24 protein-coding genes are annotated in these 24884 nt (G+C 60.3%); 11 read left to right on the top strand and 13 right to left on the bottom strand.

What is annotated here, in order from left to right; translation table 11 throughout:
* The first annotated feature begins 5 nt into the window (after positions 1-5).
* The 6 genes from ACI77H_RS08540 to ACI77H_RS08515 all read left to right on the top strand — a co-directional run bounded on the left by ACI77H_RS08540 (position 6) and on the right by ACI77H_RS08515 (position 5519).
* On the top strand, positions 6-1397 hold the full coding sequence (locus tag ACI77H_RS08540) for an aldehyde dehydrogenase family protein (protein WP_407011468.1): 1392 nt from the start codon (positions 6-8) through the stop codon (positions 1395-1397).
* Between the two features lie 3 nt (positions 1398-1400).
* On the top strand, positions 1401-2561 hold the full coding sequence (locus ACI77H_RS08535) for an iron-containing alcohol dehydrogenase (RefSeq protein WP_407011467.1): 1161 nt from the start codon (positions 1401-1403) through the stop codon (positions 2559-2561).
* Between the two features lie 92 nt (positions 2562-2653).
* Positions 2654-4210 (top strand): amino acid permease, encoded by a 1557-nt coding sequence (locus ACI77H_RS08530; protein WP_407011466.1) that lies wholly within the window; start codon positions 2654-2656, stop codon positions 4208-4210.
* A gap of 45 nt (positions 4211-4255) precedes the next feature.
* The gene (locus ACI77H_RS08525; protein ID WP_407011465.1) at positions 4256-4498 is read left to right on the top strand and encodes a hypothetical protein; all 243 of its coding nucleotides are present in this window, start codon (positions 4256-4258) and stop codon (positions 4496-4498) included.
* 30 nt (positions 4499-4528) lie between these two features.
* Positions 4529-4948: an organic hydroperoxide resistance protein gene (locus ACI77H_RS08520; protein ID WP_407011464.1), complete on the top strand. Its 420-nt coding sequence runs from the start codon at positions 4529-4531 to the stop codon at positions 4946-4948.
* 298 nt (positions 4949-5246) lie between these two features.
* Positions 5247-5519: a DUF2790 domain-containing protein gene (locus tag ACI77H_RS08515; RefSeq protein ID WP_407011463.1), complete on the top strand. Its 273-nt coding sequence runs from the start codon at positions 5247-5249 to the stop codon at positions 5517-5519.
* 63 nt (positions 5520-5582) lie between these two features.
* Here the strand turns inward: ACI77H_RS08515 and ACI77H_RS08510 are convergent, their stop codons facing one another.
* The 5 genes from ACI77H_RS08510 to ACI77H_RS08490 all read right to left on the bottom strand — a co-directional run bounded on the left by ACI77H_RS08510 (position 5583) and on the right by ACI77H_RS08490 (position 11708).
* Positions 5583-6521, bottom strand: a complete 939-nt coding sequence (locus ACI77H_RS08510) for a LysR family transcriptional regulator (protein ID WP_407011462.1) — start codon at positions 6519-6521, stop codon at positions 5583-5585.
* A gap of 66 nt (positions 6522-6587) precedes the next feature.
* A complete protein-coding gene (locus ACI77H_RS08505; RefSeq protein WP_407011461.1) occupies positions 6588-7538 on the bottom strand; it encodes an aldo/keto reductase in 951 nt (316 codons plus the stop codon).
* Positions 7539-7568: 30 nt separating this feature from the next.
* Positions 7569-9059, bottom strand: coding sequence for an efflux transporter outer membrane subunit (locus tag ACI77H_RS08500; RefSeq protein WP_407011460.1), 1491 nt, complete (start codon positions 9057-9059; stop codon positions 7569-7571).
* Positions 9060-9078: 19 nt separating this feature from the next.
* Entirely contained in the window at positions 9079-10572 is a 1494-nt protein-coding gene (locus tag ACI77H_RS08495) for a DHA2 family efflux MFS transporter permease subunit (RefSeq protein ID WP_407011459.1), read from the bottom strand.
* Positions 10572-11708, bottom strand: coding sequence for an HlyD family secretion protein (locus tag ACI77H_RS08490; protein WP_407011458.1), 1137 nt, complete (start codon positions 11706-11708; stop codon positions 10572-10574). Before ACI77H_RS08490 ends, ACI77H_RS08495 begins: the two co-directional genes overlap by 1 nt.
* A gap of 226 nt (positions 11709-11934) precedes the next feature.
* On the opposite strand from ACI77H_RS08490, the gene ACI77H_RS08485 reads away from it, so the two are divergent.
* The 3 genes from ACI77H_RS08485 to ACI77H_RS08475 all read left to right on the top strand — a co-directional run bounded on the left by ACI77H_RS08485 (position 11935) and on the right by ACI77H_RS08475 (position 14935).
* Entirely contained in the window at positions 11935-12558 is a 624-nt protein-coding gene (locus ACI77H_RS08485) for a TetR/AcrR family transcriptional regulator (RefSeq protein WP_407011456.1), read from the top strand.
* Between the two features lie 8 nt (positions 12559-12566).
* On the top strand, positions 12567-13085 hold the full coding sequence (gene mug, locus ACI77H_RS08480) for a G/U mismatch-specific DNA glycosylase (RefSeq protein ID WP_407011560.1): 519 nt from the start codon (positions 12567-12569) through the stop codon (positions 13083-13085).
* A 134-nt stretch (positions 13086-13219) separates the two neighbouring features.
* Positions 13220-14935 (top strand): amidase, encoded by a 1716-nt coding sequence (locus ACI77H_RS08475; RefSeq protein WP_407011454.1) that lies wholly within the window; start codon positions 13220-13222, stop codon positions 14933-14935.
* Between the two features lie 123 nt (positions 14936-15058).
* Here the strand turns inward: ACI77H_RS08475 and ACI77H_RS08470 are convergent, their stop codons facing one another.
* The 4 genes from ACI77H_RS08470 to ACI77H_RS08455 form a co-directional block, all read right to left on the bottom strand.
* Complete coding sequence (locus ACI77H_RS08470; RefSeq protein ID WP_407011452.1) at positions 15059-16384, bottom strand: OprD family porin; 1326 nt, start codon at positions 16382-16384, stop codon at positions 15059-15061.
* 141 nt (positions 16385-16525) lie between these two features.
* A complete protein-coding gene (locus tag ACI77H_RS08465) occupies positions 16526-17875 on the bottom strand; it encodes a gluconate:H+ symporter (protein ID WP_407011451.1) in 1350 nt (449 codons plus the stop codon).
* Positions 17876-18123: 248 nt separating this feature from the next.
* A complete protein-coding gene (locus tag ACI77H_RS08460; RefSeq protein WP_407011450.1) occupies positions 18124-18369 on the bottom strand; it encodes a hypothetical protein in 246 nt (81 codons plus the stop codon).
* Positions 18370-18490: 121 nt separating this feature from the next.
* The gene (locus ACI77H_RS08455; protein WP_407011449.1) at positions 18491-18967 is read right to left on the bottom strand and encodes a hypothetical protein; all 477 of its coding nucleotides are present in this window, start codon (positions 18965-18967) and stop codon (positions 18491-18493) included.
* 281 nt (positions 18968-19248) lie between these two features.
* On the opposite strand from ACI77H_RS08455, the gene ACI77H_RS08450 reads away from it, so the two are divergent.
* On the top strand, positions 19249-20007 hold the full coding sequence (locus ACI77H_RS08450) for a hypothetical protein (RefSeq protein WP_407011448.1): 759 nt from the start codon (positions 19249-19251) through the stop codon (positions 20005-20007).
* Positions 20008-20016: 9 nt separating this feature from the next.
* On the opposite strand, the gene ACI77H_RS08445 is transcribed toward ACI77H_RS08450, so the two are convergent.
* The 3 genes from ACI77H_RS08445 to ACI77H_RS08435 form a co-directional block, all read right to left on the bottom strand.
* Complete coding sequence (locus ACI77H_RS08445; protein WP_407011447.1) at positions 20017-21066, bottom strand: NAD(P)H-dependent flavin oxidoreductase; 1050 nt, start codon at positions 21064-21066, stop codon at positions 20017-20019.
* A gap of 63 nt (positions 21067-21129) precedes the next feature.
* The gene (locus tag ACI77H_RS08440; protein ID WP_407011446.1) at positions 21130-21519 is read right to left on the bottom strand and encodes a tautomerase family protein; all 390 of its coding nucleotides are present in this window, start codon (positions 21517-21519) and stop codon (positions 21130-21132) included.
* 123 nt (positions 21520-21642) lie between these two features.
* A complete protein-coding gene (locus ACI77H_RS08435) occupies positions 21643-23160 on the bottom strand; it encodes a CoA-acylating methylmalonate-semialdehyde dehydrogenase (protein WP_407011445.1) in 1518 nt (505 codons plus the stop codon).
* A gap of 530 nt (positions 23161-23690) precedes the next feature.
* Here ACI77H_RS08435 and ACI77H_RS08430 point away from each other — a divergent pair.
* Positions 23691-24050 (top strand): DUF6124 family protein, encoded by a 360-nt coding sequence (locus ACI77H_RS08430; RefSeq protein WP_407011444.1) that lies wholly within the window; start codon positions 23691-23693, stop codon positions 24048-24050.
* A gap of 69 nt (positions 24051-24119) precedes the next feature.
* On the opposite strand, the gene ACI77H_RS08425 is transcribed toward ACI77H_RS08430, so the two are convergent.
* Positions 24120-24794: an MOSC domain-containing protein gene (locus ACI77H_RS08425; protein ID WP_407011443.1), complete on the bottom strand. Its 675-nt coding sequence runs from the start codon at positions 24792-24794 to the stop codon at positions 24120-24122.
* Between the last annotated feature and the right edge of the window lie 90 nt (positions 24795-24884).

The following is a 24884-nucleotide window of genomic DNA, read 5'->3' as shown; positions in this document are numbered from 1 at the left end:
ACACCATGACTGCGAAGATTCAGCTTATTTCTCCGGTCGATGGCCGGGTGTACGTCGAGCGCCAACAAACAGATACGGCCCGGCTCCTTCAGGCGCTTGAGGCATCTGCAACTGCCCAGGCGCAATGGAAGCGCCGACCACTGAGCGAGCGCGCAACTTTTTGCAGTGCCGCTGTGGACGCGATGCTCGCCATGAAAGATGAAATCGTGCCGGAGCTGGCCTGGCAAATGGGTCGACCGGTGCGTTTTGGCGCTGGCGAACTGCGCGGTTTCGAAGAGCGAGCCCGGCACATGATCGCTATTGCGCCTGAAGCGCTTGCAGCCGTTGAGCCCGCACCGGTCGCGGGTTTTCGGCGTTACATCACTCGCGAGCCGCTCGGTACGGTGCTCGTGATCGCCCCGTGGAATTACCCCTATCTGACCGCCGTCAACACGATTATTCCGGCGTTGATGGCGGGCAACAGCGTCATCCTCAAGCATGCATCGCAAACCCTGCTGGTCGGCGAGCGTTTCGCTGAAGCTTTTCGCCGAGCCAATCTGCCTGAAGGGTTGTTCCAGAACCTGCTGCTCAGTCATGCCAGTACCGCAGTAGCCATCGTCACCGGAGACGTACAACAGGTGAACTTCACTGGCTCGGTGGACGCTGGCCTGCAAGTCCAACAAGCAGCCAGCACAGATTTCATCGGCATGGGCCTGGAGCTCGGCGGCAAAGACCCGGCCTACGTTCGCGCCGACGCCAATCTCGAACACGCCGTGGAAAATCTGGTGGACGGCAGCTTCTTCAACTCAGGGCAAAGCTGCTGCGCGGTCGAGCGCATCTATGTGGACGAGAAAATCTATCCCGCCTTCGTCGAGCGCTTCGCCGATCTGACTCGCCAGTACGTCTTGGGCAACCCGCTGGACGAAGCCACCACGCTGGGTCCGATGGTCTCGCCGGCCGCCGCTGATTTTGTTCGCGGACAGATTGCCGACGCGCTGGCCGAGGGCGCCAGAGCGTTGATCGATCCGAAAACTTTTCCCGCCGATGCACCGGGCAGCGCTTACCTGGCGCCTCAAGTGCTGGTGGATGTGAACCATCGCATGTCAGTGATGCGCGACGAAAGCTTTGGCCCGGTGGTCGGCATCATGCCCGTGACTGGCGACGACGAAGCCATCGCCTTGATGAACGACAGTGAGTTCGGACTCAGCGCCTCCCTGTGGACCCAAGATCTCGCCGCCGCCGAACGCCTCGGCAACGAGATCGCCACCGGCACGGTGTTCATGAACCGCTGCGATTACCTCGACCCGGCGCTGGCCTGGACCGGGGTCAAGCACAGCGGACGCGGCGTCACCCTGTCGCGCCTGGGTTACGAGCACCTGACCCGCGCCAAATCCTTTCATCTGCGCCACGAGGTGTAGGCCATGAACCTGACTGGAAACTGGAACTACCCCACCAGCATTCGCTTCGGGGTCGGGCGCATCGCCGAGCTGGCCGAGGTCTGCCGCAGCCAGGGCATCCAGCGCCCGCTGCTGGTCACCGACAGCGGCCTGGGGCGCGCGCCGATCACCACGGCGGCGATAGATGCCTTGCGCGCCGCGGGCCTTGGCGTCGCGCTGTTCTGTGACCTCAAGCCCAATCCGGTCGAAGCCAATCTGGCCGGTGGGCTCGAAGCCTGGCGTGCCGGCCAGCACGATGGCGTGGTCGCCTTCGGCGGTGGCAGCGGCCTGGACATGGGCAAGCTCATCGCGTTCATGAGCGGCCAGACTCGACCGGTGTGGGATTTCGAAGACATCGGCGACTACTGGACCCGCGCCGACGACAGCCGCATCGCCCCGGTCATTGCGGTGCCGACCACCGCGGGAACCGGTTCCGAAGTCGGCCGCGCGGCAGTGATCATCGACGAGCGCACGCACACCAAACGCATCATCTTCCACCCGAAAATGATGCCGAGGGTGGTCATCAGCGATCCGGCGCTCACGGTCGGCATGCCGGCGAAAATCACCGCCGGTACCGGCATGGATGCGTTCGCCCATTGTCTGGAGGCGTACTGCGCTCCCGGTTTCCACCCGCTGGCCGACGGCATTGCGGTGGAAGGCATGCGTCTGGTGGCCAATGCCCTGGTGCGTGCCGTACACACCCCCTCGGACCTTGAAGCGCGCGGACAAATGCTCGCTGCGGCGGCGATGGGTGCCACGGCATTTCAGAAAGGCCTGGGCGGCATGCACGCGCTCTCGCATCCGGTGGGCGCGCTGTACGACACCCATCACGGCATGACCAATGCCACGTTCATGCCGTATGTGTTGCAGTTCAATCGCCCGGCCATCGAGGAGCGGATCATCCGCCTCGCAGCGTACCTGCGCCTGCCCTCCCCCGGCTTCGACAGTTTTCTGGCCTTCGTTCTCAAGCTGCGCAAAGACATCGGCGTGCCGCATACCCTGGTTGAGTTGGGCGTGGATGACCGGCAGGCCGACCTGATTGCGGACATGGCGATTGTCGATCCCTCGGCCAGCGGCAATCCCCTGCCATTGACCAAGATGGGGGTGGCGAGCATTTTCGACGCGGCTTATCACGGCCGCGTTTAGGTGGGTAAAAGGAGCAGTACGACAAGGTGTTGAAGGCCAGCCCATTGCGCATTCGCCAGTGGATTGAATCAAAACCTGAAGGGGTACACAGCATGAACCCAGCAAGCCAGCCCGGCACTGACGCGCATGACGAGGACGTCAAGGCTTTGCACAACATGGGCTATGCCCAGCAACTGTCGCGACGGATGGGGGTGTTCTCCAACTTCGCGATTTCCTTTTCGATCATCTGCATCCTCTCCGGTGGTATCAATTCACTGGCCCAGGGCACCTCGGGTGCAGGGGGGGCAGCGATCGGCATCGGCTGGCCCATCGGCTGCCTGATCTCCGGGGTGTTCGCGCTGGCCATGGCGCAGATTTCCTCAGCCTACCCCACCGCTGGCGGTCTCTATCACTGGGGTTCGATTCTTGGTAACCGCTTCACTGGCTGGCTGACGGCCTGGTTCAATCTGCTGGGACTGGTCACGGTGCTCGGCGCGATCAACGTCGGCACCTATTACTTCTTTTTCGGTGCTTTCGGACCGGCGCTGGGCATGGAAGACACCACCACGCTGAGGGTGATTTTCCTGGCGATCCTGACCGGCATCCAGGCCTTGTGTAACCATCTGGGCATCGGCCTGACCGCGAAACTCACCGACTTCTCGGGCTACCTGATTTTCGCCACGGCGCTCGCCTTGACCCTCGTCTGCCTGATCTCCGCACCCAGCTATGAGTTCGCCCGGTTGTGGACCTTCGGCAACTATTCCGGTGAAGCCGGTGGCAGTGTCTGGCCACAGGTTTCGAACAGTTGGGTGTTCATGCTCGGCCTGCTGTTGCCGATCTACACCATCACCGGTTATGACGCGTCGGCGCATACCTCCGAAGAGACCCGCAATGCGGCCATGTCGGTGCCGCGTGGCATGGTCATGTCGGTGATCTGGTCGTTGCTGTTCGGTTGGGTGATGCTGAGCTCGTTCGTGCTGATGCTGCCGAGCATGGACGAAGCGGCGAAACAAGGCTGGAACGTATTCTTCTGGGCCATGAATGCCCAGGTGAGCCCGAACATCAAACTTGCGCTGTACGTGGCGATTTTCATCTCGCAGTTTCTCTGTGGGCTGGCGACCGTGACCTCGGTGTCGCGCATGATCTTCGCGTTTTCCCGGGACGGCGGCCTGCCCTGCTCGAAAGCATTGGCCTCGGTCTCGCCGAAATATCGCAGCCCGGTGGCCGCCATCTGGACCGGCGCCACCTTGGCGGTGCTGTTCGACTGGGGCTCGTCGGTCATCTCGATCGGGGCAACGCCGGTCTACACCATCGTGGTCTCGTGCACGGTGATCTTCCTGTTCTTCTCTTTCATCATTCCCATCGTGCTGGGCCTGTTCACCTACGGAACCGCGAAGTGGCCGACCATGGGGCCGTGGAACATGGGGCGCGGGTTGTTCTCCTTGTTCGCCGTGCTCTCGGTGCTCTCGATGGTGGTGATCTTCGTCATCGGCATCCAGCCACCGAATGATTGGGCGCTGTACATCACCATCGGCTTCCTGGTGCTGACGGCCATCGTCTGGTTCGGTTTTGAAGCGCGGCGTTTTCAGGGTCCGCCGACGGGCGACTTGATCATCAAGCGCCAGGCGGAAATCGCGGCGGCTGAGGCGACGCTGAACAAGCCGGCGTGAAGCCTTTTCCTGTGGGAGCGAGACCGGTTTGCCGGCGATGGACTCATGAACGACGCGTTTATTCAGAAAACACGCGTCATCGTTAACCTCCATCGCCGGATCGCCGCCCGGAGCGAGCTCGCTCCTGCAGGAGGCTTCTGCTGCTCGATTTGTATCGGCGTGTATTTTTGCGCGCTGATCCTACACAACGTTACACAAGTGCCGGATCAGGACACATCCGCACTACATGGAAGTGAAAAAGTGGGCCACATCGCAGCGTCAGACATCTGCGATAAACACAGACGTTGAAGAGCCCAACCACCACAGCAGGAATCCGCCATGACCCATCAAATCGACACCGTGCTGTACACCGGCAAGACCCACACAACCGGAGGCCGTAATGGCGAGTCGCGAAGCGACGATGGCCGTCTGGACATCAAGCTTTCAGCCCCCGGCTCTTCCGGCAGTGGCACCAACCCAGAACAACTGCTGGCTGCTGGCTGGTCGGCCTGCTTCATCGGCGCCATGGGCAAGGCAGCCATCGCGTTGAAAATAACCTTGCCGACTGACGTGTCGGTCGATACCGAAGTGGACCTGGGCAAGACCGAAAACGCGTTTTTCCTGCAGGCGCGCCTCAACGTCAGCCTTCCCGGCCTGGACCCTGCTGTCGCACGGTCAGTGGTCGATGCCGCACACCAGACCTGCCCTTATTCCAAGGCGACCCGTGGCAACATCAATGTCGTGATCAACCTGATTTAACCGGCGCGCCAGAGGCCAGTGATCGTGAGTGCACGCCAAACCTGTAGGAGCCTGGCTTGCCGGCGATGGCGATTTGGCAGACGCCATCGCCAGCAAGCCGGCTAACCCGCTTTAACGAAACCACCGACAGGCCGATTCAGGATTCATGTGAAATCCGTCAACAGTGTTTGTCCAGTCACCCGATATATGGCAAAGCCGTAAACACCTAGCATCGACTCTACCCGGCGAGCAATTGAAGTTGTCAGCAACTTGCTCGCCGGGTCCCAACCCCTGAATAGTCGATGCGAAGGTGAATATCATGAAACTTGTAAAAGCTGCGCTGTTCCTCGCTCTGGGAAGTTTAACCGCACAGGCATTTGCAGACGAAAGTCAGGCCGATGCAGCGGCCAGCCAGAAACCGGTTGAACGTTACACGTATGGAATGAAGCTCGATATTCAGAAGATCATTACGGTGTCAGACATTGCTAACGAATGCGCGCCGGTCCCGGCCCAAATGACCTATGAAGACTCCCACGGCCAACGGCACATCCTGCAATATCAAGTCATGGGCACAGGCTGCTCGAACGGTTGAGTCCCGTGCAGACGATGGAGGGTCGACACTCCACACCTGCCGCGCCACCGAACTGCGCGCCTGTCAGGGTTTTGCCGGCGAACCGACAATGTTTTCATCGGATGCCAACAGACCCGGTAGGTAGTCTTTCAGAAATTCCACCCAGGTTTTTATCTTCGCATCCACGAACTTTCGGGATGGGTAGATAGCAAACAAGTTGAATTCTTCAAAATGGTAATCCGGCAACACGCGGATTAACGTCCCGGCTCTCAGTCCATCCACGGCAGACGCAATAGGTTGAATACCGATCCCCATTCCATTCTTTATCGCGACCGTCATCGCATCGGCGGTGTTGACGTGAAAGGGAGAGATCGGAATGTTCACCGTCTCCACGCCGTCCGGCCCCTCGAATGCCCAGTTCTCAACCGGCATGACCGTATTAACAATCCGCAGACAATCATGTGCGCTTAGCGCCCCGGGAGAATCAGGGTGGCCGCGTTTCTTCAAATACGCAGGCGAGGCACAAAGGATGCTGTAAGTGATGCCCAGCCTTTGCGCGACAAACCCTGAATCGGGCAAGTCCCGCGCTAACACGATCGACATGTCATAGCCCTCCTCCAGCAAGTCGGGCAGCCGATTGGTCAGGGTCAAATCAAACATCACCGAGGGGTGAGTCTCGCGGTATCTGGCAATCGCATCGATCACGTAATGGTTGCCGATGGCGGACATCGCGTGAATCTTCAGCCGGCCAACGGGCGTGATGTGAGCGGTTGCTGCTTCCTCATCGGCTTCACGCACCGAATCCAGAATGGCCTCGCAGCGCTGCAAGTAGCGTACACCCGCCTCGGTCAATGCCAGGCGTCGAGTGGTCCGGTTGATCAGGCGCGTTTGAAGCCGGGCCTCCAGACTGGTCACCGCTTTGGAAACGTTGGTCGTGGTGGTGTCCAGCACCTGCGCCGCCGCCGTAAAACTGCCGGTTTGGGCCACCGCCACGAAAAAACGCAGAGTCTGGAAAGTGTCCATCGCTAGGCCTCAAGAGTCTGGAAAAACAAGGGCGACCTGACACAAGGTCGCCCTTCTCGTATCGAGTTACTTCTTGCGCGGAATAAACCCGGGAACACCGGTTTCCACCACCGAATTGAACCGTACCCGAGTGGTGATCTCTTCCTTGATTTCATGCATCGCCCGGTGCGGCAGCGTGGACAGATCGAAGTTTTCCCGGATGTGGCTCGGTGTCGCCGACGTGGTCAGAAAAGCCACGCCCCGCTGCACGGACCAGGCCAGCGCCACTTGTGCCGGGGTCTTGCGCACGCGCCGGGCGATACCGGTAATCACCGAATCCTCCAGCACATTGGGCTCCATGCCATGGCCGAGTGGCGCAAACGCCAGGACGATAATTCCATGTTGCTGACAAAATTCAAGCAGTTCCCACTCCGGCAAATAAGGATGGGACTCGACTTGCACCACGGAGGGCTTGATCCGCGCTTGGGCGACAATCGCTTGCAACGCCGGCAAGGTGATATCCGACAAGCCGATGGATTTGCACCGACCCTCATCCACCAGACGTTCGAGCGCCCTCCACGTCTCGATCAACGTGACCCCTGAATCGTAGATGACATTGCCTTGCTCATCCCTCGGGTCCTGGTTGTCGCCGGGCTGAAAGGCAAACGGCGTGTGGATCAGGTAACAGTCGATGTAGTCCACTTGCAGCCGGCGGCAACTGGCCTCGAAAGCGGGTTGCACCCGCTCGGGGCGATGGTTGGTGTTCCACAGTTTGGTGGTGATGAACACGTCTTCACGGCGGATTGTGCCGGCCGCCAGCTCGTCCTGCAGGGCAATACCGACCTGTTCTTCATTTCGATAGCGTTCGGCACAATCGAAATGACGAAAGCCCGCCTGCAGTGCTTCCTTGACCGCTTGCGTGGTGACAGTAAGGTCGCGAAACAGCGTGCCAAATCCAACCGCCGGTATTTCAGCGCTGCCATGGTTGAGCGCAAAACGCTGATCGCGAAGTGCATCGTGAAAGGCTTCGTAAGACATCTCTTTACTCCAATTGTCGGGCCGCAGCCGCTATTGATACGCAGGGTTCTGTGCTTCGCGGGTGGCCACCCGTTGCTCGAAGGCGCCGACGGAATTACCGCCGAGCGCCACGTACAGGCGCACCGTGTCGAGGTATTGCGCCGTCTTGATCCGGATTCGTCCCAGCAACGCCTGCTGATAGGCGCGCTCCGCTTCCAGCACTTGGAGAATGCTGTTCTCGCCTTGCGCGTAGGCTTGCTGGTTCAAGCGCAAACTGGTGTCGGCCGCGCGCAATGCGTCGTCCTGCGCGAGGTTTTCCTCGGCGTCATGGTTGATGGCTTGCAGCGTGTCGGCGACCTGGCCGAACGAACTGATCACGGTTTGCTGGTAACCGGCGAGCGTCGCGTTGTAGCCCTCGATGGCAGCCTGGCGTTCAGCCTTGAGCGTTCCGCCATCAAAGATCGGCCCCGCCAACCCTGCCGCGAAGCCCCAGAGTGCGGCACCGCCATTGCCCGAAGCAGCCTGTGCCAACGACGCGGACAACGTGACATGGGGATAGAGGTTCGCGGTGGCGACGCCGACGGCTGCGCTGGCCATGTGCAGTTCCGCCTCTGCTTGCCGCACATCCGGCCGGTCGTGGGCCATTTCCGAAGGCACGCTGACGGGCACGTTGGCCGGCAATGCAAACTCGGCCAGGTCGAAGTCCGGCGCAATCCAGTCGGCGGGGCCTTTGCCCGTCAGGATCGACAGCGCGTGGCGTGCCGAGTCGCGCTGCTGGGCCAGAGGCGGCAACAGCGTGCGGTCCTGAGCGAGTCGGGTCTCGGCCAGCGAAACATCGATCTGCGTGGTGCTGCCATTGGCGTGGGCCATGCGCACGAGGTCGAGGTTTTTCGCGTCATTGGCCAGCAGTTTCTCGACGGCTTGCATCTGCGCATTCGCCGACGCCACCAGCAACGCCTGACTGGCGACGTTGCCGGTCAGGGTCAGGTACGCCGCTTCGTAGCGATGCTTTTGCAGATCGGCAAATGCTTGCTGTTGTTCCACCAACCGCTTGTTACCGCCGAACGCGTCAAGGTCAAAACCGACCCGCGGCCCGATGGCATAGAAGTTCGAGACCGCCGGTTCTTTCGCGTTATGCACCCGTTGCCGGCCCGCCTGGGCGCCAAAATCGACTTGCGGGTACAACGCACCCTCCGCCGCGGTCACCGAGGACGCTGCCTGGCGGATCGTCGCATCTGCCGCCACCAGTTCCAGATTGCCCGCAATGGCCCGGCGCACCACCGTGTCGAGCTTCTGCGAACGGAACGCCGTCCACCAGTCACCGCGAACCTTCTGGCCGAGCTCAATCTGCTGTGCTCCTGGCGTGTTGCCACGCTGGCCAAGACGCTGCTCGGCCTGTTGATCGTAGTGCTGCGACAGGCTCGGCGCAGGCATTTGATAGTCGGGGCCGACGGTGCAGGCGGTCAGGAACACCAGCACCGCTGCCGCGCCGAACGTGGTTTTGAACGTCTGTCTGTTGCTTGCGAGCGCAGGGGATTTCATTTGGCACACTCCACGAAAACTAGTTGGCCGTAACGGGCTTGCGAAGAAAAACCACCAGTGGACTGACCACCAGCATCACCACCAGCAAAATCTTGAATTGATCGATCACCGCGATAAAAGCCGCCTGGCCCGTGATCATTTCGTTGAGCCCCGCCAGGGCTTGCAGGGACGTCGGCAGCGAATGCGCAGCCGCGCGATACGGCGTCAAGTTGCTGACCAGCGCCGTGTGCATCGCTTGCGTGTTGTTGAAGAAAAACAACTGCACAATCGCTACGCCCAGGGTGCTGCCGTACACCCGTGACAGGTTGAACAACCCCGTGCCTTCCGGGCGCAACGCGGGGTCGAGCGTGCTGAACGCGACCTTGGTCAACGACGGCATCAACACGCCGATGCCAATGCCCTGAACCGCACCGGCCACCGCCACCGGCCACTGGTCCATCAACGGCGAATAGCCGAGCATCAGCCAGTTGGCATAAACCACCACGGCCACGCCTGCCGCCACGAACCCGCGACGGTCGTAACGCTCGGGAACACGGCCCATCAGCAGGAACGCGCCGACCAGTCCGATGCCCCGCGGGATCGTCAGGAACCCCGTGGTGTCCGGCGGGTAGCCGAGAATTTCATCGAGCATCGGCGACGTCAGTGCCATGGTCGACAACAGCACGAAACCCACGGCGAAAAAGATGATCGTCGACAGCACAAAATTGCGGTCGTCCAACAAACGCTTGTTGAGGAAATGCACCTTCGCCGTGAGCACATGCACCGCGAACAGGTAGAACCCCAGCGCACAGCCCAGCGCTTCCAGGCAGATCTCGGTCGAGGCAAACCAGTCCAGGCGTTCACCGCGGTCGAGCAGCATTTGCAGGCTGATCAAACCCAGCGTGAAAGTGCCGAAGCCGAAGAAGTCGAATGACGGCCGCTGTTCGGCCTTCTTCTCCTTCAGCAACAGCGCCATCACCAGGAAGATGTACGCCGACAACGGCAGGCTGATGTAGAAGATCGGCCGCCAGCCGAAATGTTCGCTGACCCAGCCACCGATGCTCGGCCCGCTGACGATGCCGAACAACACGATGGCGGTCCACGTCGCGCCAAACTTTGCGCGCTTCTCGAGGGGCAAGGTTTCCATTGAAATCGCCATCGACAACGGCGCGAGCACGCCACTGGCGAGGCCCTGGATCATTCGCGCACCGACGAATTCCAGCGGCGTCGTTGCCAGCGTGGCCAGCAGCAAGCCGAGGGCAAAAAAGGCCAGCGCGGTCTGATAAACAAGCTTCAAGCCGTACCGCCCGGCGAGCCATTGCGCGACCGGCAGGGTGATGGCGCTCGCCGCGAGGTACGAAGTGAAGATCCAGCCCGCCTGGTCGTCGGTCATCGACAGGCTGCCCTGAATCAACCTGAGTACCGCGTTCGGAACCGGCAGGTTCGCCGACTGCATGTACGTCGCCAGCAGCGCCGCGAACCTCAGCGCACGCGCGCCCTCTCCCGCCGGGTGTTCACTCTGTTGGCTGTTCATCAGTCGGTACCTGCAGTCAACAACGCTTTGAGCGGATGCCACCACGGCGTGCGATAGGCGGTATCGACCTTGACCGTGGCACTCGTCCCCGAGAACAGCGCCAGGGCAGGATCCGCCTCATCGAGTTCGAGGCGAACCGGAACGCGCTGCACCACCTTCACCCAGTTGCCGGTCGCGTTCTCCGGCGGCAGCAGGGCGAAGTCCGAGCCGGCACCCGGGCTCATGCTGGTCACGTGGGCCTTGAACACGTGATCGGGATAGGTATCGATGCTGACGGTCGCGGCCTGGCCCGGGCGCATATGAGTGACCTGCGTCTCGCGGAAGTTGGCCTCAATCCAGATCTCGCGATCGGACAGCAGCGCAAAGGCTGGCGCGCCGTTGTTGACGAAGTTGCCCACCTGCAATTCGTCGACCTTGGCAACGATGCCATCGTCCGGCGCGTACACCGTCGCATACCCAAGGTAGAGCTGCGCCTCGTCCAGCTGAGCCTTGGCTTCGCGCACCGTCGGGTGACGGTCGGCTTCGATGTTCGGGTTGCCGTTGAGCGCGACGACGGTGCTGGCGATCTGTTGTTCGATCGAGGCAATGCGCTGCCGTGACACTTTCAGGTCGGTGTCCGCCCGCTCGTAAACAGCCCGCGAGACAAACTCGGAGGCAACCAGCGCTTTCTTGCGGGCAAACTCTTTCTGGTCGAAATCCGCCGACTCTTTGGCTGACTGCAATTCGGCCTGCTGCTGCCGATAGCTCGCCTTGAGTCCATCGATGCGCAGCCGCGCGACGCTCAACTGTGCTTCGGCACGATTGACCGCGATCTGAAACGGCTCCGGGTTGATGCGAAACAGCACCTGGCCTTTGTGCACAGGCTGATTGTCCTCGACCGCGATCTCGACCACCTGGCCGGAAACACGCGCGTTGATCGAGGCCTTCGCCACCCGTGCGTAGGCGTTGTCGGTGGAAACAAAGGGCATGCCCGCCTGATAGTGTGCGTAGCCAAACGCGGCGAAGAGCAGCGGCACACCGACCATCAGCAAAGGCCGCATTTTCGCTTTGAACGGTTTCTTCACGGGCGCGCCAGTCGGGTTCGGGCCGGGATGCTCCGAGGTCTGTGTCGCTGAGAGATCGAACTGTTTAGTCATGATCGAATACACCTTTAACCGGGAAGTCGGGCTAACACCCACTTGAACAGCGCCTTACCGTGTGCGGTCGGGAGGATCGCTCCACCGCACCTGTTTCGTAGCCGCAACACCCCGATCGAGCTCCGCTACCACAAACCTGCAAGCAAGGAATTTCTGGTTCCTTAATTTTGTGCGATGGTGTAAGAATATAGTCATACCCACCCTTCATTCAAGGATTTTGTACGACATGGCACAAAAAAAGATTTCCGAGGGCAAAGGTCGCGGCCGCCCTCGTGCCTACGACCCGCAGACCGCCTTGCAGCAAGCGCTCGGTGTGTTTTGGAACACCGGCTATTCCGCTGCCTCCCTGGACAGCATCGCCAGCGCAGCCGGGATGAATCGGCCGAGCCTGTATGCCGCCTTCGGTGATAAGCACGCGCTCTATATCAAAGCGCTTGAGCAGTATTGGGAGTTCGCTGCCGCGTCCATGCACGAGGCGCTGACGAACCAAGAGCTGACGTTGCGCCAGGCGTTGACGCTGTTTTACGAGGGGCAGTTGTCGATCTACTTCTCGGGTGACGGTCAACCCCGTGGTTGCTTTGCGATTGGCACCGCGACCACTGAAGCCGTCGAAGATCCGGAAATTCGCGAGGTGCTGTCGGATCGACTCAGCCGACTGGATGCCGACCTCGAAGCGCGTTTGCGTATAGCCATTGATAAAGGTGAGCTGAAAAACGACGTCGACGCTACGGCCCTTGCCGTGCTCGCGTCCTCCCTGCTGCACAGCATTTCCATCCGTGCGCGGGCGGGCAAATCCCGGGCTGAACTGACCGAGATGGCACGCAATGCGGTCAATGTGATCTGCGGTTGAGCGATGTCATGACGGACAACAGACTCGAAGACAGGCTTGCAGAGCATCTGGCGGTGGTGTTTTGCGGCATCAACCCCGGCATGACGGCGGCCGCCCAAGGGCATCATTTTGCGGGCCGGGGCAATCGCTTCTGGCGCACCCTTCATCTGGCCGGCTTTACGCCGGAAGAAGTTCGTCCGGAAAATGACCGGACAATCGTGCAGTATCACTGTGGATTAACGGCTGTGGTTGAGCGGCCAACGGCGCGCGCGGATCAGTTGTCGGTGGATGAATTCAGCGCCGCCGCAGCGGCGTTTGAACAGAAAATCGTGCGCTATAAACCACGCTTTGTGGCTTTTCTCGGCAAAGCCGCCTATTGCGCGCTATCCGGCCAACGCGACGTGGCCTGGGGGCTTCAGTCGCAGACATTCGCTAACGCCTCGGTCTGGGTCTTGCCCAACCCGAGTGGCCGCAATCGCGCTTTCGCCCTGGATCAACTGGTTGGCGCGTATCGACAACTCTATCTGGCCCAACTTGGTGTTAAATAGCAGGCTGTCGCGTAATGCAGTGCAACGAGAACGGATATGAGAACCCATTTTGAGAAAAGTGATGCCCCTGAGCCAACGCTCCCGCGTGATGGAAACCCTCACCCCGTCACCCCTCAGCAGCCGGTGGTAAGCGCATGATCGAAGTCACTGAAGTGTCCATTGCCGAACTGCGCGCGGCGCTCGAATCCGGCCAGACCACCGCGGTCGAACTGGTCCAGGCCTACCTGGCCCGGATCGATGCCTACGACGGCCCAGACACGTCCACCGCGCTCAACGCAGTGGTGGTGCGCAACCCCGAGGCGCTCAATGAAGCGCGGGCGTCCGACGCCCGTCGAGCCAAAGGTGAAACGCTGGGATCGCTCGACGGCATTCCCTACACCGCTAAAGACAGTTATCTGGTCAAAGGGCTGACCGCCGCCTCTGGCAGTCCCGCGTTCGCCCACCTGATTGCCTATCGCGATGCGTTCACCATCGAACGGCTTCGCGCCACCGGTGCGATCTGCCTGGGCAAAACCAACATGCCGCCGATGGCGAACGGCGGCATGCAGCGCGGGGTCTACGGCCGTGCCGAAAGCCCGTACAACGCTGACTACCTCACCGCCCCTTTCGCCTCGGGCTCGTCGAACGGCGCCGGGACTGCGACCGCCGCCAGTTTCGCGGCCTTCGGCCTCGCGGAAGAAACCTGGTCGAGCGGTCGCGGCCCGGCCTCGAACAACGGTTTGTGCGCGTACACGCCGTCGCGCGGGGTGATTTCGGTGCGCGGCAACTGGCCGCTGACGCCGACCATGGACGTTGTCGTGCCCTTCGCCAGAACCATGGCCGACCTGCTCGAAGTGCTTGACGTGGTGGTCGCGGAAGATCCCGACACCCGCGGCGACCTGTGGCGCCTGCAACCCTGGGTGCCGATCCCGAGCGTCGCCTCGGTGCGTCCCGCCTCCTACGCCGAACTTGCCGCGAACGCCGATGCGCTCGCCGGAAAACGCCTCGGCGTGCCGCGCATGTACATCAACGCCGATCCCGACGCGGGCACCAGCGACGCACCGGGAATCGGTGGGCCGACGGGGCAGCGCATCCACACGCGTCCATCGGTGATCGGCCTCTGGGAAGAAGCCCGCAAGGCACTTGAAGCAGCGGGTGCCGAAGTGATTGAAGTCGACTTTCCGCTGGTCTCCAATTGCGAGGGTGATCGTCCGGGTGCGCCGACGGTGTTTACCCGAGGCCTGGTGTCGAAAGAGTTCCTGCACCATGAGTTGTGGGACCTGACGGCCTGGGCATTCGATGATTTCCTGCAGGCCAACGGCGACCCGACATTGAACCGTCTGGTCGACGTCGATGGGCCGCTGATATTCCCCCACGACCCGGGAACCCTGCCCAACCGCGAAGGCGACCTGGTAGCGGGGATGGACGAATACGTGCGGATAGCCGAGCGCGGCATCACGCCGTGGGACCAGATCACCACGGTGCCTGATGGCTTGCGCGGGCTGGAAAAAACCCGCCGGATTGACCTCGAAGACTGGATGGATCGGCTGGGGCTCGATGCGGTGCTGTTCCCGACGGTGGCTGACGTTGCGCCGGCGAATGCCGATGTCGACCCGGCCGCTGCGGACATCGCCTGGAGCAACGGCATCTGGGTCGCCAACGGCAACCTCGCCATCCGGCACTTGGGTGTGCCGACCGTCACCGTGCCGATGGGCGTGATGCCGGACATCGGCATGCCCGTCGGGCTGACCTTTGCCGGCCGTGCCTATGACGATTCAACGCTGCTGCGCTTTGCGTCGGCGTTTGAGTCGACGGGGACCAAGCGCATGATCCCGCCTAGAACCCCAGCGTTGTCGACCGTTAAAAAGTAGAGCCTATGGGGTTGGGGTTGGGGGCATATCCGTTGCTGCGGTAACGGATATGCACACGATCAAAAAAATACAGATCAGCCCAAACAGCATGGCAATCAGATTGAATTTTTACTCACGAGGCCCTTACAGCAACGACAACGTGTAGTTGATGATAAAGCGATTCTGATCAACGTTACGCCCGGCATCAGTGTTCGATTTGCCGTTGCGCACACTGAAACCCAGCCCCTTGAGCGACCCCGACTGCAGCACGTAGTCCAGGGTCATGTCTCGCTCCCACTCGGACTGATCACCCGCATTGCGAACCTTGATGTCAGTCCCCTTCAGATACGCGATGGACGCTTTCAGACCCGGCACGCCCAAAGGCGCAAAGTCATAGGAATATTGACCGAAGTTTGTCTGTTCGCCCGCACGGGTAAAACTCTGGATCATGCGGTCCGTCGGCAGGTAAACGCTGCCGCCACCCGCGCCTTTATCGACCAGGCTGCCTTGGTTGGGCTGCACGAAGTTGCTGCCGTCACCCACCTGTTGATGCCCCAGCGACACCGAGTGGCCACTGTTCACATAGGTGATCATTGCCACCCAGGTGTTGTTGTCGATTTCACCGTTGTTGTCCTCGGTGTAACCCGAGGTGCGGTAGCCTTGTGCGCGGCCGGCAGCGGAACGGTTGGCGCCCGTCGAGGTGGTGTTGAAGTAACGCAAGTCAGTGGTGAATGAGCTCTTACTGTCAATCGGCAACACGTGGGTCAGACCGAAGAAGTTCTGGTTGTAGAAGTCTTCCATCTGCGCGAAGTAATACTGCGCCTTCAGTTCCTTGGTGATGGAGTAGTCACCGCCGGCGAAGTAGAACTTGTTGCTGTCCTGGATGGCGCCCGGCACCGACAAACCGGTCCGGTCCGTTGAGGCGCGACCGACCGCATGTTCAAGCACGCCACTGGTCAGCATCAAACCATCGATGTCATTCGAGGTGACCTGCGCACCGGTGAACGACTGCGGCAATACCCGGGCATCGTTCGACAGCAGGATCGGTAATTTCGGCAGCAAGGTGCCGTAGCGCAATTCTGTTTTGGCTATGCGCATCTTCGCCGTGGGGCCGAAGCTGCTCCAGGTGTCGGCAGCACCGTCGCCGTCAGTCGGGATCATGCCGCTGCCCACGTGACGACCCGCGCCGCTGTCCAGCGTCACACCGAGCAACGCCTGCGCATCCAGTCCGAACCCGACCGTGCCCTGGGTAAAACCGGACTCATAGCGCAGCACAAAACCCTGCGCAGCCTCCTCGGTTTTCGACGGAGCCGCCGTACCATCGCGGTTATCGCTGTTGAAATACAACGTGCGCATCGACAGCGTGGCTTTGCTGTCCTCCAGAAAACCGTGCGTGACAGAGTCGGCTGCCTGCGCACACATCGAACCGGTGGCCAGCAAAAGGACGGTGGGAATTGCTCGCTTGAACATACGGTGCTCCTGGGTGATTTTTTTATGTTTTTTTCAGTTTTTACCGACCGCTATCCGCCGCTGGCACGCAACCGCGGCGCGCACAATGCCGCGCTCGATGAGTGACCATGAGCCTTGAGGAAAGCGATCGGAGTGTTCGAGCTAGATCAGGTAAGAAAGACCCACGGTCAACGCGAAGGCGACCAGCGAAATAATGGTCTCCAGCACGGTCCAGGTCTTGAACGTCTGGGCGACGGTCATGTTGAAGTATTCCTTGATCAACCAGAAGCCGCCGTCGTTGACGTGGGAAAAGATAACCGACCCCGCGCCGGTCGCCAGCACCAGCAACTCCGGATGCGGATAACCCAGACCAATGGCCACCGGCGCGACGATGCCGGAGGCGGTGGTCATGGCCACGGTGGCCGACCCGGTGGCGATGCGCATCAACGCGGCGAACAGCCAGCCCATGATCAGCGGCGACAAGTGAAATTCATGGGCCAGGCTGACGATCTGGTCGGTGACCCCGGCGTCCACCAGAATCCGGTTCAAGCCGCCGCCGGCGCCGACCAGCAAGGTGATGCTGGCGGTCGGCGCCAGGCATTCGTTGGTGAATTTGAGGATCGATTCGCGGTTGAAGCCCTGGGCGATGCCGAGGGTCCAGAAGCTCAGCAAGGTTGCCAGCAACAGCGCGATCACCGAGTTGCCGATGAACAGCAAAAACTGGTTGAAGCCGCTGCCCGGCGTGGCAATCAGGTTGGCCCAGCCGCCGATCAGCATCAATACCACCGGCAACAGAATGGTCGCCATGGTGATGCCGAAACCCGGCAGGCTGTCGCGCGGTTCGCGGTCGAGGAACTGGCGTTCCAGCGGATTTTCCGCCGGCAGTTGAATGCGCGGCACGATGAATTTGGCGTACAGCGGACCGGCGATGATCGCGGTCGGAATGCCGATCAGAATCGCGTACATCAACGTCTGCCCGACCGACGCCCCATACACCTGCACCGCGAGCATCGCCGCCGGGTGCGGCGGCACCAGGGCGTGCACCACCGAGAGCCCGGCGACCATCGGCAAACCGACCATCAGGATCGACACGCCGACCCGCCGCGCCACGGTAAACGCGATCGGCACCAGCAACACGAAACCGACTTCGAAGAACAGCGGCAGCCCGACCAGAAAGGCAATGCAGACCATCGCCCAGTGCGCGTTCTTCTCGCCGAACCGGTCGATCAAGGTCCGCGCCACCTGCTCGGCGCCGCCGGACTCGGCCATCATCTTGCCGAGCATCGTCCCCAGCGCCACCACCAGCGCAATGTGCCCCAGGGTCTTGCCGACGCCAGCCTCGTAGGCGCCGACCACCCCGGACGGCGGCATGCCGGCCAGCAGCGCCAGGCCGATGGACACCAACGTGATGACGATGAAGGGATTGAGTCGGTAACGGGCGATCAGAACGATCAGCGCAATGATGGCGATGGCGGCATACACCAGCAGCCAATAGCCGAAGGACAGGGTCATGCGGTACTCCTCGAAAGGGTCACGTCGAATGGGTTGTGAAACTCTTAAAACATTTCGAGAGGTGATTTTCAAACGAGGCGAAAGTAATTTTCGTAGAGGGATAAGGGTTGTCGTGCAGAGGTATGGGGGGGCGTGGTTTTTGAAACTGGGTCAGGCGGATTTTCATCGCGCCTGGCCTGTTTGTGTGCGGTTTTGAGGCAGTAGAAATATGCGAGTCAGGTGATGCTCAAACACATTCAGTGAGTATATTAAACGCACGACTTCTTATAGACCGCGATGGTCCCTGCGAGCCGGACGAATACCAATCCGCATCGCTCAGGATTGGCGCGAACGTGTTTGCCGAGGTCGTGGCGAGTCTGGCGTATCAAAGGCTCCCAGAGCGTTTCACCAATAATTTCACGGATTTTTCGTTCCTGACCTGCCGACAGCTTTGCCGCATTGACCTTGAGCGCTTCAAGTGCCTTGTGCCAAGCCGAAGTTTGCGTAGCGTTCATCTTTTGTTTCCCTGAAATGTTGATTTTCAAGCACGAAGGCAAAGACATTTCTTGCCGTTCGCAATCAGCGCTTTGATAAAAATGGTGGGTACTGATGGCCTGACCGTTCAAACCTGCAAAATCAGCGCACCACTATTTCCAACCGGTGGCCATCGGTGCCCGCCTCCATCTTGATCAAGGTGCAAACCAGCGAACCGGGGAAGCCGAGGCGTGCCTGTAGGGCCTCTTGAATAACCTTCTCCAACTGCGCGGGACTGCACAGACGCAGGCTTTCCGCCACGCTGGCACTCGGAAGAATCGCTGTCTCGGTTTTTGTGCCGATCTCTTGCAGCCGTTGCTCGCAATAGCTCATGAGCTTTTCACAATGTTTCTTGCTGCCGTAGCCGTTATTCCGCCAGCGATCAAGACCCGCCACGGAAACCCCCGCGATATCAGCGATCTTGCGCAGCGACAGGCCGCCGTCTTCTTTCAAAGACTCAACGAGATCCCCCATCCCCAGCACGACGTCACCAATCGTATTTTTCCCTGGAAAGCGGCGATTGAATTCCCCCTGGGAAACGACTTCGAGCGAGTTGTAGGTGTCTATCAGTTTGCTCATGAAATCAATCCTTACTGTGTGTGTTTTCGCAAGATACAGAACCAACTACTAGGCGTCAACACCTACAGCACGCAACAAGTAGTATTTGTTTTCAGGCCACTGGTGGGAGATCGTCCCTGCACATCAGGCGATACCACGCTTTACCTGTCGCGCCGTTACTGGATAATGGCAACCTGCCATAATCGGCGGCCGTTCCTCGGCCTCCCGCGGTTTTCTTTTGCAACAGCCCGACATTTGCCTTCAAGCACGGACGGCTACACGACAAGGAGTTGGCAGCATTGATGCCACATCAAGATTCCCTTACAGCACCTACCCGCACCCAGAAAATCGCCTCAATGATCACCCGTGGCATGGCAGGCCTCGGTGTCTTGCTGGGTGCCATGTGGGCGTTGATCACTTATGCCGTGCCCGATCCCAGCGTGTTCGGCTTCAGTTTCATCAGTTGGAAAAACGTGGTGTTGCTGGTCAGCACCTTCCTGTTCCTGGGCGTGGTTTCCATCGGTTGGCAGATCCGCAACCTCACGCCGATGCTCAGGGGTGTGTTGCAGTTCTTCATGGTCGCCGGCCTGTCTTTCGGCTTTTTCATTTTGGGCACCGAATACGCCAAGCCCTCGTTCGAATTCGCCAAACTGCAATCCAAGGTCGTCGAAAACGAAGGCAGCAACCTGCTCGGCAAACGCATGGAAGTGCTGGATAACGTGCGCATTGAATTGGAAGGTTGCGAAAACATCGGCCGTTTGCCGACCTGCACCTTTGAACTGACCAACCTGAACGTCGACCGCAGCTTTCGCTTCAGCGAAGACACGGTGTTGTTTGACGAATCTGGCGGTCCGCTCAAAGGCCAATCGATCCGGGTGGGCCAGGTCGAGGACAACATCTGGCTGCAGTTTCAGCTGATCCGCAACGTACCGACCCGGGTCACGCTGACGTTCCAGCAGAGCAACAGCAAGGTGAGTAAAACGCCAGCGATCAAGCTCGCGTTCCGTGACGGGAACAATGACCCACTGCTGCTCAAGTTCAGTGAGGTTGCACTGCACTAAAAGTCTGACTCAGTCGTTCATTTCCGCAACGAGCAGATTCACCAGCGCAGCGGCCGGCATTTCACGAACCAAAGGCGCGCCCTGCCCCGCCCACTGCACGGCAAACTCCGTGTTGGCCTTGGCGCTGGCCACGGCGTTAAGCGCTTTGTTGGCGTCATAAGCGCGCGGATAATCTGGCAGGGCCGTTCCAGCCGCTTCGAGGTCGGTGAAGTTGCGATTGACCATGCCCCGGGCAGGACGCCCGGAAATGACGCTGGTGACCTGGGTCTGGTGGGCGCGCGGCCCTTTCAAGGCCTCGCGATAGGCGTTGTTGGCGGAGGATTCCGGGCAAAGGATAAACGCCGTTCCCAACTGTGCGGCACTGGCGCCCAGCTGCATGGCCGCCTTGATCCCCGCGCCGTCCATGATGCCGCCCGCTGCGATCACCGGCAGTCGGTAAGCCGCCGCCAGCACGCGCACCAACGCCAACGTGCCCATCTGCGAATCCTGCTGCGGATCGAATACCCCGCGATGCCCCCCGGCTTCGTAACCTTGAGCGACCAGCGCATGCACGCCGGCGAGTTCCGCGCGCTGCGCTTCGGCGAGGTTGGTCACGGAACACAACAGGATGATGCCGGCGGCCTTGAGCGCATCGATTGCCGGTTGCGGCGGCAGCCCGAAATGGAAGCTGACCACCGCCGGACGCTCTTCCAGCAACATCTGCAGCATGTCCGGGTCTTCGACGAAGGAAGTGTAGATTTCACGCAGCGCCGTCGGTGCAGCAGCCCCGAACTCCGCAAAAAGCGGCGCCAGAAATGTCAGCCACTGCGTCTCGCGAGCGCTGTCGTGGACAGCAGGCTGGTGGCAGAAAACATTCACATTGAACGGTTTTTCCGTCAGCGCGGCCGTCTCGCGGATCGTGTTCCGCGCCTGCTCGACGTTGCTCGCCCCGATGCCAATCGCGCCGAGGCCGCCCGCGTTGGACACCGCTGCCGCCAGTCGGGGCGTGGAAATACCTGCCATCGGCGATTGAAGGACGGGCAGTCGAATGTTCAATAGGAACAGCAGCGAAGTGGACATGGCAGCACCTGAAAGAGAATTGCACGGAGGTAAAAACGGACCCCTTGGCCCACGCGGCGAAGCCTAAAGTTCACCGGTCAGAAATTGCGCCCTTCCAAGGCCGAAGGACCAGTCCGCATCGGCGTTCTCCACCAGCGAAACAATCAGGTCATCGGGCGACAGGCCACACGCGACTTGCAGCTTCTCGGCCAGCAAGCGGTAAAAGACGGTTTTCTGCACCTCTGAACGCGGTCGCGAAATCACCGTCAGCAACACCACATTGGCCGAACGTGTGTAACCCAATCCCGTGTCGTGCAGCATCAGCTCCCCCGGACGATGTTGCGTGACACATTGGTAGCGATCACTGGCGGGCACGTCAAAGGCCTCGACCATCGCCTGATGGGTCACGTCCAGAAGGGTCCTGAGTTGTTCGTCATTACGCCCCTGGATGATGTCGAACTTGAGCAACGGCATAGTGGTTCACCTGTACGGAAAAAACCGGGAGCGAGGTGCTCGCTCCCCCTGGGAAAAAGGATGCCGTGCCAGCCCGCGCCAACACGTCATCTACCCCCAAACCTGTGGAGCAGAAAGCCGTGATTACTTGGAGGTCGGCATGGCAAATTCCGCGCCCTTGGCGATGCTGTTCGGCCAGCGCTGCATGATCGACTTCTGCTTGGTGTAGAAGCGCACGCCCTCTTCGCCGTAAGCGTGCGTGTCACCGAACAGCGAGCGCTTCCAGCCACCGAAACCGTGCCATGCCATCGGCACCGGAATCGGCACGTTGATACCGACCATCCCCACTTGAATGCGGCTGGCGAATTCACGGGCGATGTGACCGTCGCGGGTATAGCAAGCGGTGCCGTTGCCGAACTCGTGCGAGTTGACCAGATCGACCGCCTCGGCGAAGTCCTTGACGCGCATGCACGCCAATACCGGACCGAAGATTTCCTCTTGGTAGATTTTCATCTCGGGGGTGACATGGTCGAACACCGTGCCGCCGAGCCAGAACCCGTCGGCGCAATTCGCGCCCGCCTGAGCGCCGTCAAAACCACGACCGTCGACCAGCAGCTCGGCGCCTTCGGCAATGCCTTGTTCGATGTAGCCCGTGATACGTTGCAGCGCTACTTGCGACACGATCGGGCCCATCTCGGCGGCCAGGTTCATGCCTTCGAAGACTTTGAGCGTGCGGGTGCGTTCCACCAGTTTCGGCATCACCTTGTCGGCGACGTCACCGACAAACACCGCCACCGAGATCGCCATGCAGCGCTCGCCGGCAGAGCCGAACGCCGCGCCGATCAGCGCGTCGACCACCTGATCGATGTCGGCGTCGGGCATCACCACCATATGATTCTTCGCGCCGCCCAGGGCCTGGACACGCTTGCCGTGGCGGGCACCGGTCTCGTAGATGTAATTGGCAATCGGCGTCGACCCGACAAAGCTCACGGCTTTGACGTCCGGGTGATCGATCAGCGCGTCCACCGCTTCTTTATCGCCCTGCACCACGTTAAACACGCCATCCGGCAACCCCGCTTCCTTGAACAATTCGGCGATCAGCAACGAAGGCGACGGGTCAATGGGGCTCGGCTTGAGCACGAAGGTGTTGCCGCAGGCGATGGCCACCGGGAACATCCACATCGGCACCATCACCGGGAAGTTGAACGGCGTAATGCCGGCCACCACGCCCAGCGGCTGGCGCATGGTCCAGTTGTCGATGTTGGTGGAGACCTGCTCGGTGTAGTCACCCTTGAGCAATTGCGGAATGCCGCAGGCGAACTCGACGACCTCGATGCCGCGCGTCACTTCGCCTTGGGCATCGGTGAAGACTTTGCCGTGCTCGCGGGTGATCATTCGCGCCAGTGTGTCGCGGTGTTCATTGAGTAACGCCAGGAACTTGAACAGGATGCGGGCGCGACGCAGCGGCGGCAGCGCCGACCAGGCGGGAAACGCAGCCGCTGCCGATTTCACTGCCGCGTCGACTTCAGCGGCATTGGCGAGGGCCACTTTGCCGATGACGGAACCGATGGCAGGGTTGGTGACGTTCTGCGTGCGACCTGAAGTACCGTGCGTCATGCGGCCGTGAATGTAGTGTGCGATGTCTGCTGGCTGGTTACTCATGGCGGGTGTCCCCTGGTGGTGGATAAGAGCCATCTCTTGTTGTTGTCGGGAGAGCGCCAGGCGGCCGGTGGCGCGCCTGCCAGGGTCAAAGTAGGCCAGCCAAAGGATCATGTAAAATGATGATTAATGATCTTATGGATCATAAATGGTGAAGGTGTTTGAGGTATTAAACAGCGCGGATAAATGCTTGTTTAAGCGCACTCGTGGTTACGTGATGAAAGCTACAAAACCTTGCGCCGTTGCCTACGGGTACGCCAGAATCCGCCGGCTTGTGCACTTTGGGGCTGCCCGGTAACTTGATTCCCGTCACTGCTCATCAGTGATCGGGTTTAGTCGCCCGGGGGTGATTCAAAGCGTATTTGCATCCAGACAGTCAGGTCATTTCATGCCTGAACTTCATGGTAGCTGTGCGCAGGGCGCCTTCGGGTGCGCCGGTTTTGAGTCTCCCCCGGTCGACTAACCTGCGTACAGCTGCCACCCCTTGTTTAGTCGCAAGTCGGTGACGGCTCCACGTTTTTGGAGACAGAACCATGGTCAAACCTTCACCCAATCCGCCGGACACCGATCCAGCCTCCCCGTACCAACCCGACTCAAACAAACTCAATGAGGCCGCCGAGCGAGCCCTCGACTACCACTTTCCGTCGACTGCCGACATCAAAGCCGCACCGCGCGCACCCAGCACTTTGTTTACTGTGGACCCAGCGCTCACGACCGAAACCCTGATGGTTTATCTGGTCGAGACGCTGGCCTCGGTGGATGTGATGGTCCATCACTTGGTGGACCTTCTGGACGGTGGCTCGCGTAACGCGCTGCTGGGCATTTCCAACAGCATCATGCTGGCGGAAATAACAGCGAACCGCGTACTGGATCAGATTGATCCGCGTGAGTAAACACCGCTAAGCGGAGCTTGTGTGGCGAGGGGGCTTGCTCCCTCGCCACACCTGCAAGTGCGTGTAAAACTATTGGCCCTGAACCGCTTTTTGCAGCCACTTCGCCCGTTCCGACAGGCGCCGTTTCCAGTCTTCAGCGAGCCCACGGCTTGCCGCCAGCGCCAGCAGATCGTCGATCACCGGGCGGTGAGAAAGCTGCACTTGCCAGAATTCATCGATGGAAAAGCGCTCTGTCTGCCTGTCCAGCAGCTCGATTCTGTCGCCCGCCTCGATGAATCCTGGTTGAAGCACCCGGTAATACCAACCGGTGATTCGCTCCTTGGCGACCTGCATCGACATGCGTTCGGCATCGAAACGATGATTGATTTTCCAGCACGGGCTGCGCGGCTGAGACACCTGCAACAGCACACTGCCCACCCGGAATACATCGCCGATGTGCACGTTGCGCTCCGAGAGTTCGAGCGCTGAAATATTCTCGCCCAGGCTGCCCGGAATCAGTTCATGGGCGCAGTGTGCAAAGGCCTGCGCCAGACGCTGATAATTTTCTGCCGCATAGTGATGAACCGCCTTTTCCGGACCGCCGTGAACCCTGGTGTCGCCGTGCTGGTCACCGACAATCCCGTGCAGCTCGACGCGAACGGGACCCGAACGTCGCTGTTTGAAGATGCCGGTACGCTGCCCTTCGGGTTTCAATATCCCCAGGCCACCGGCGAAGACGTGATCAATTTTTGAAGTCAATGTCATGGGTCCAATCGCACGTGTTAGCGGGTTTCGGCCACTTTACTAACCAGCGACAAAGGCCGTAAAGTGATCGTTAAATATGCCAACAATCAC

Source organism: Pseudomonas sp. O230 (assembly GCF_045447035.1).
Taxonomy (GTDB): domain Bacteria; phylum Pseudomonadota; class Gammaproteobacteria; order Pseudomonadales; family Pseudomonadaceae; genus Aquipseudomonas.
The sequence above is the reverse complement of the archived record's forward strand: the minus strand, read 5'-3'. Positions and strand labels throughout refer to the sequence as shown.

What these genes read in the sequence shown, in the direction of transcription:
- ACI77H_RS08450 (WP_407011448.1), top strand. Translation starts at nt 19,249, where the DNA reads ATGCCACATCAAGATTCCCTTACAGCACCTACCCGCACCCAGAAAATC.
- mug (WP_407011560.1), top strand. Translation starts at nt 12,567, where the DNA reads ATGACGGACAACAGACTCGAAGACAGGCTTGCAGAGCATCTGGCGGTG.
- ACI77H_RS08430 (WP_407011444.1), top strand. Translation starts at nt 23,691, where the DNA reads ATGGTCAAACCTTCACCCAATCCGCCGGACACCGATCCAGCCTCCCCG.
- ACI77H_RS08445 (WP_407011447.1), bottom strand. Translation starts at nt 21,066, where the DNA reads ATGTCCACTTCGCTGCTGTTCCTATTGAACATTCGACTGCCCGTCCTT.
- ACI77H_RS08440 (WP_407011446.1), bottom strand. Translation starts at nt 21,519, where the DNA reads ATGCCGTTGCTCAAGTTCGACATCATCCAGGGGCGTAATGACGAACAA.
- ACI77H_RS08520 (WP_407011464.1), top strand. Translation starts at nt 4,529, where the DNA reads ATGACCCATCAAATCGACACCGTGCTGTACACCGGCAAGACCCACACA.
- ACI77H_RS08465 (WP_407011451.1), bottom strand. Translation starts at nt 17,875, where the DNA reads ATGACCCTGTCCTTCGGCTATTGGCTGCTGGTGTATGCCGCCATCGCC.
- ACI77H_RS08435 (WP_407011445.1), bottom strand. Translation starts at nt 23,160, where the DNA reads ATGAGTAACCAGCCAGCAGACATCGCACACTACATTCACGGCCGCATG.
- ACI77H_RS08485 (WP_407011456.1), top strand. Translation starts at nt 11,935, where the DNA reads ATGGCACAAAAAAAGATTTCCGAGGGCAAAGGTCGCGGCCGCCCTCGT.
- ACI77H_RS08530 (WP_407011466.1), top strand. Translation starts at nt 2,654, where the DNA reads ATGAACCCAGCAAGCCAGCCCGGCACTGACGCGCATGACGAGGACGTC.
- ACI77H_RS08455 (WP_407011449.1), bottom strand. Translation starts at nt 18,967, where the DNA reads ATGAGCAAACTGATAGACACCTACAACTCGCTCGAAGTCGTTTCCCAG.
- ACI77H_RS08515 (WP_407011463.1), top strand. Translation starts at nt 5,247, where the DNA reads ATGAAACTTGTAAAAGCTGCGCTGTTCCTCGCTCTGGGAAGTTTAACC.
- ACI77H_RS08505 (WP_407011461.1), bottom strand. Translation starts at nt 7,538, where the DNA reads ATGTCTTACGAAGCCTTTCACGATGCACTTCGCGATCAGCGTTTTGCG.
- ACI77H_RS08525 (WP_407011465.1), top strand. Translation starts at nt 4,256, where the DNA reads ATGAACGACGCGTTTATTCAGAAAACACGCGTCATCGTTAACCTCCAT.
- ACI77H_RS08470 (WP_407011452.1), bottom strand. Translation starts at nt 16,384, where the DNA reads ATGTTCAAGCGAGCAATTCCCACCGTCCTTTTGCTGGCCACCGGTTCG.
- ACI77H_RS08460 (WP_407011450.1), bottom strand. Translation starts at nt 18,369, where the DNA reads ATGAACGCTACGCAAACTTCGGCTTGGCACAAGGCACTTGAAGCGCTC.
- ACI77H_RS08495 (WP_407011459.1), bottom strand. Translation starts at nt 10,572, where the DNA reads ATGAACAGCCAACAGAGTGAACACCCGGCGGGAGAGGGCGCGCGTGCG.
- ACI77H_RS08500 (WP_407011460.1), bottom strand. Translation starts at nt 9,059, where the DNA reads ATGAAATCCCCTGCGCTCGCAAGCAACAGACAGACGTTCAAAACCACG.
- ACI77H_RS08425 (WP_407011443.1), bottom strand. Translation starts at nt 24,794, where the DNA reads ATGACATTGACTTCAAAAATTGATCACGTCTTCGCCGGTGGCCTGGGG.
- ACI77H_RS08510 (WP_407011462.1), bottom strand. Translation starts at nt 6,521, where the DNA reads ATGGACACTTTCCAGACTCTGCGTTTTTTCGTGGCGGTGGCCCAAACC.
- ACI77H_RS08475 (WP_407011454.1), top strand. Translation starts at nt 13,220, where the DNA reads ATGATCGAAGTCACTGAAGTGTCCATTGCCGAACTGCGCGCGGCGCTC.
- ACI77H_RS08490 (WP_407011458.1), bottom strand. Translation starts at nt 11,708, where the DNA reads ATGACTAAACAGTTCGATCTCTCAGCGACACAGACCTCGGAGCATCCC.
- ACI77H_RS08540 (WP_407011468.1), top strand. Translation starts at nt 6, where the DNA reads ATGACTGCGAAGATTCAGCTTATTTCTCCGGTCGATGGCCGGGTGTAC.
- ACI77H_RS08535 (WP_407011467.1), top strand. Translation starts at nt 1,401, where the DNA reads ATGAACCTGACTGGAAACTGGAACTACCCCACCAGCATTCGCTTCGGG.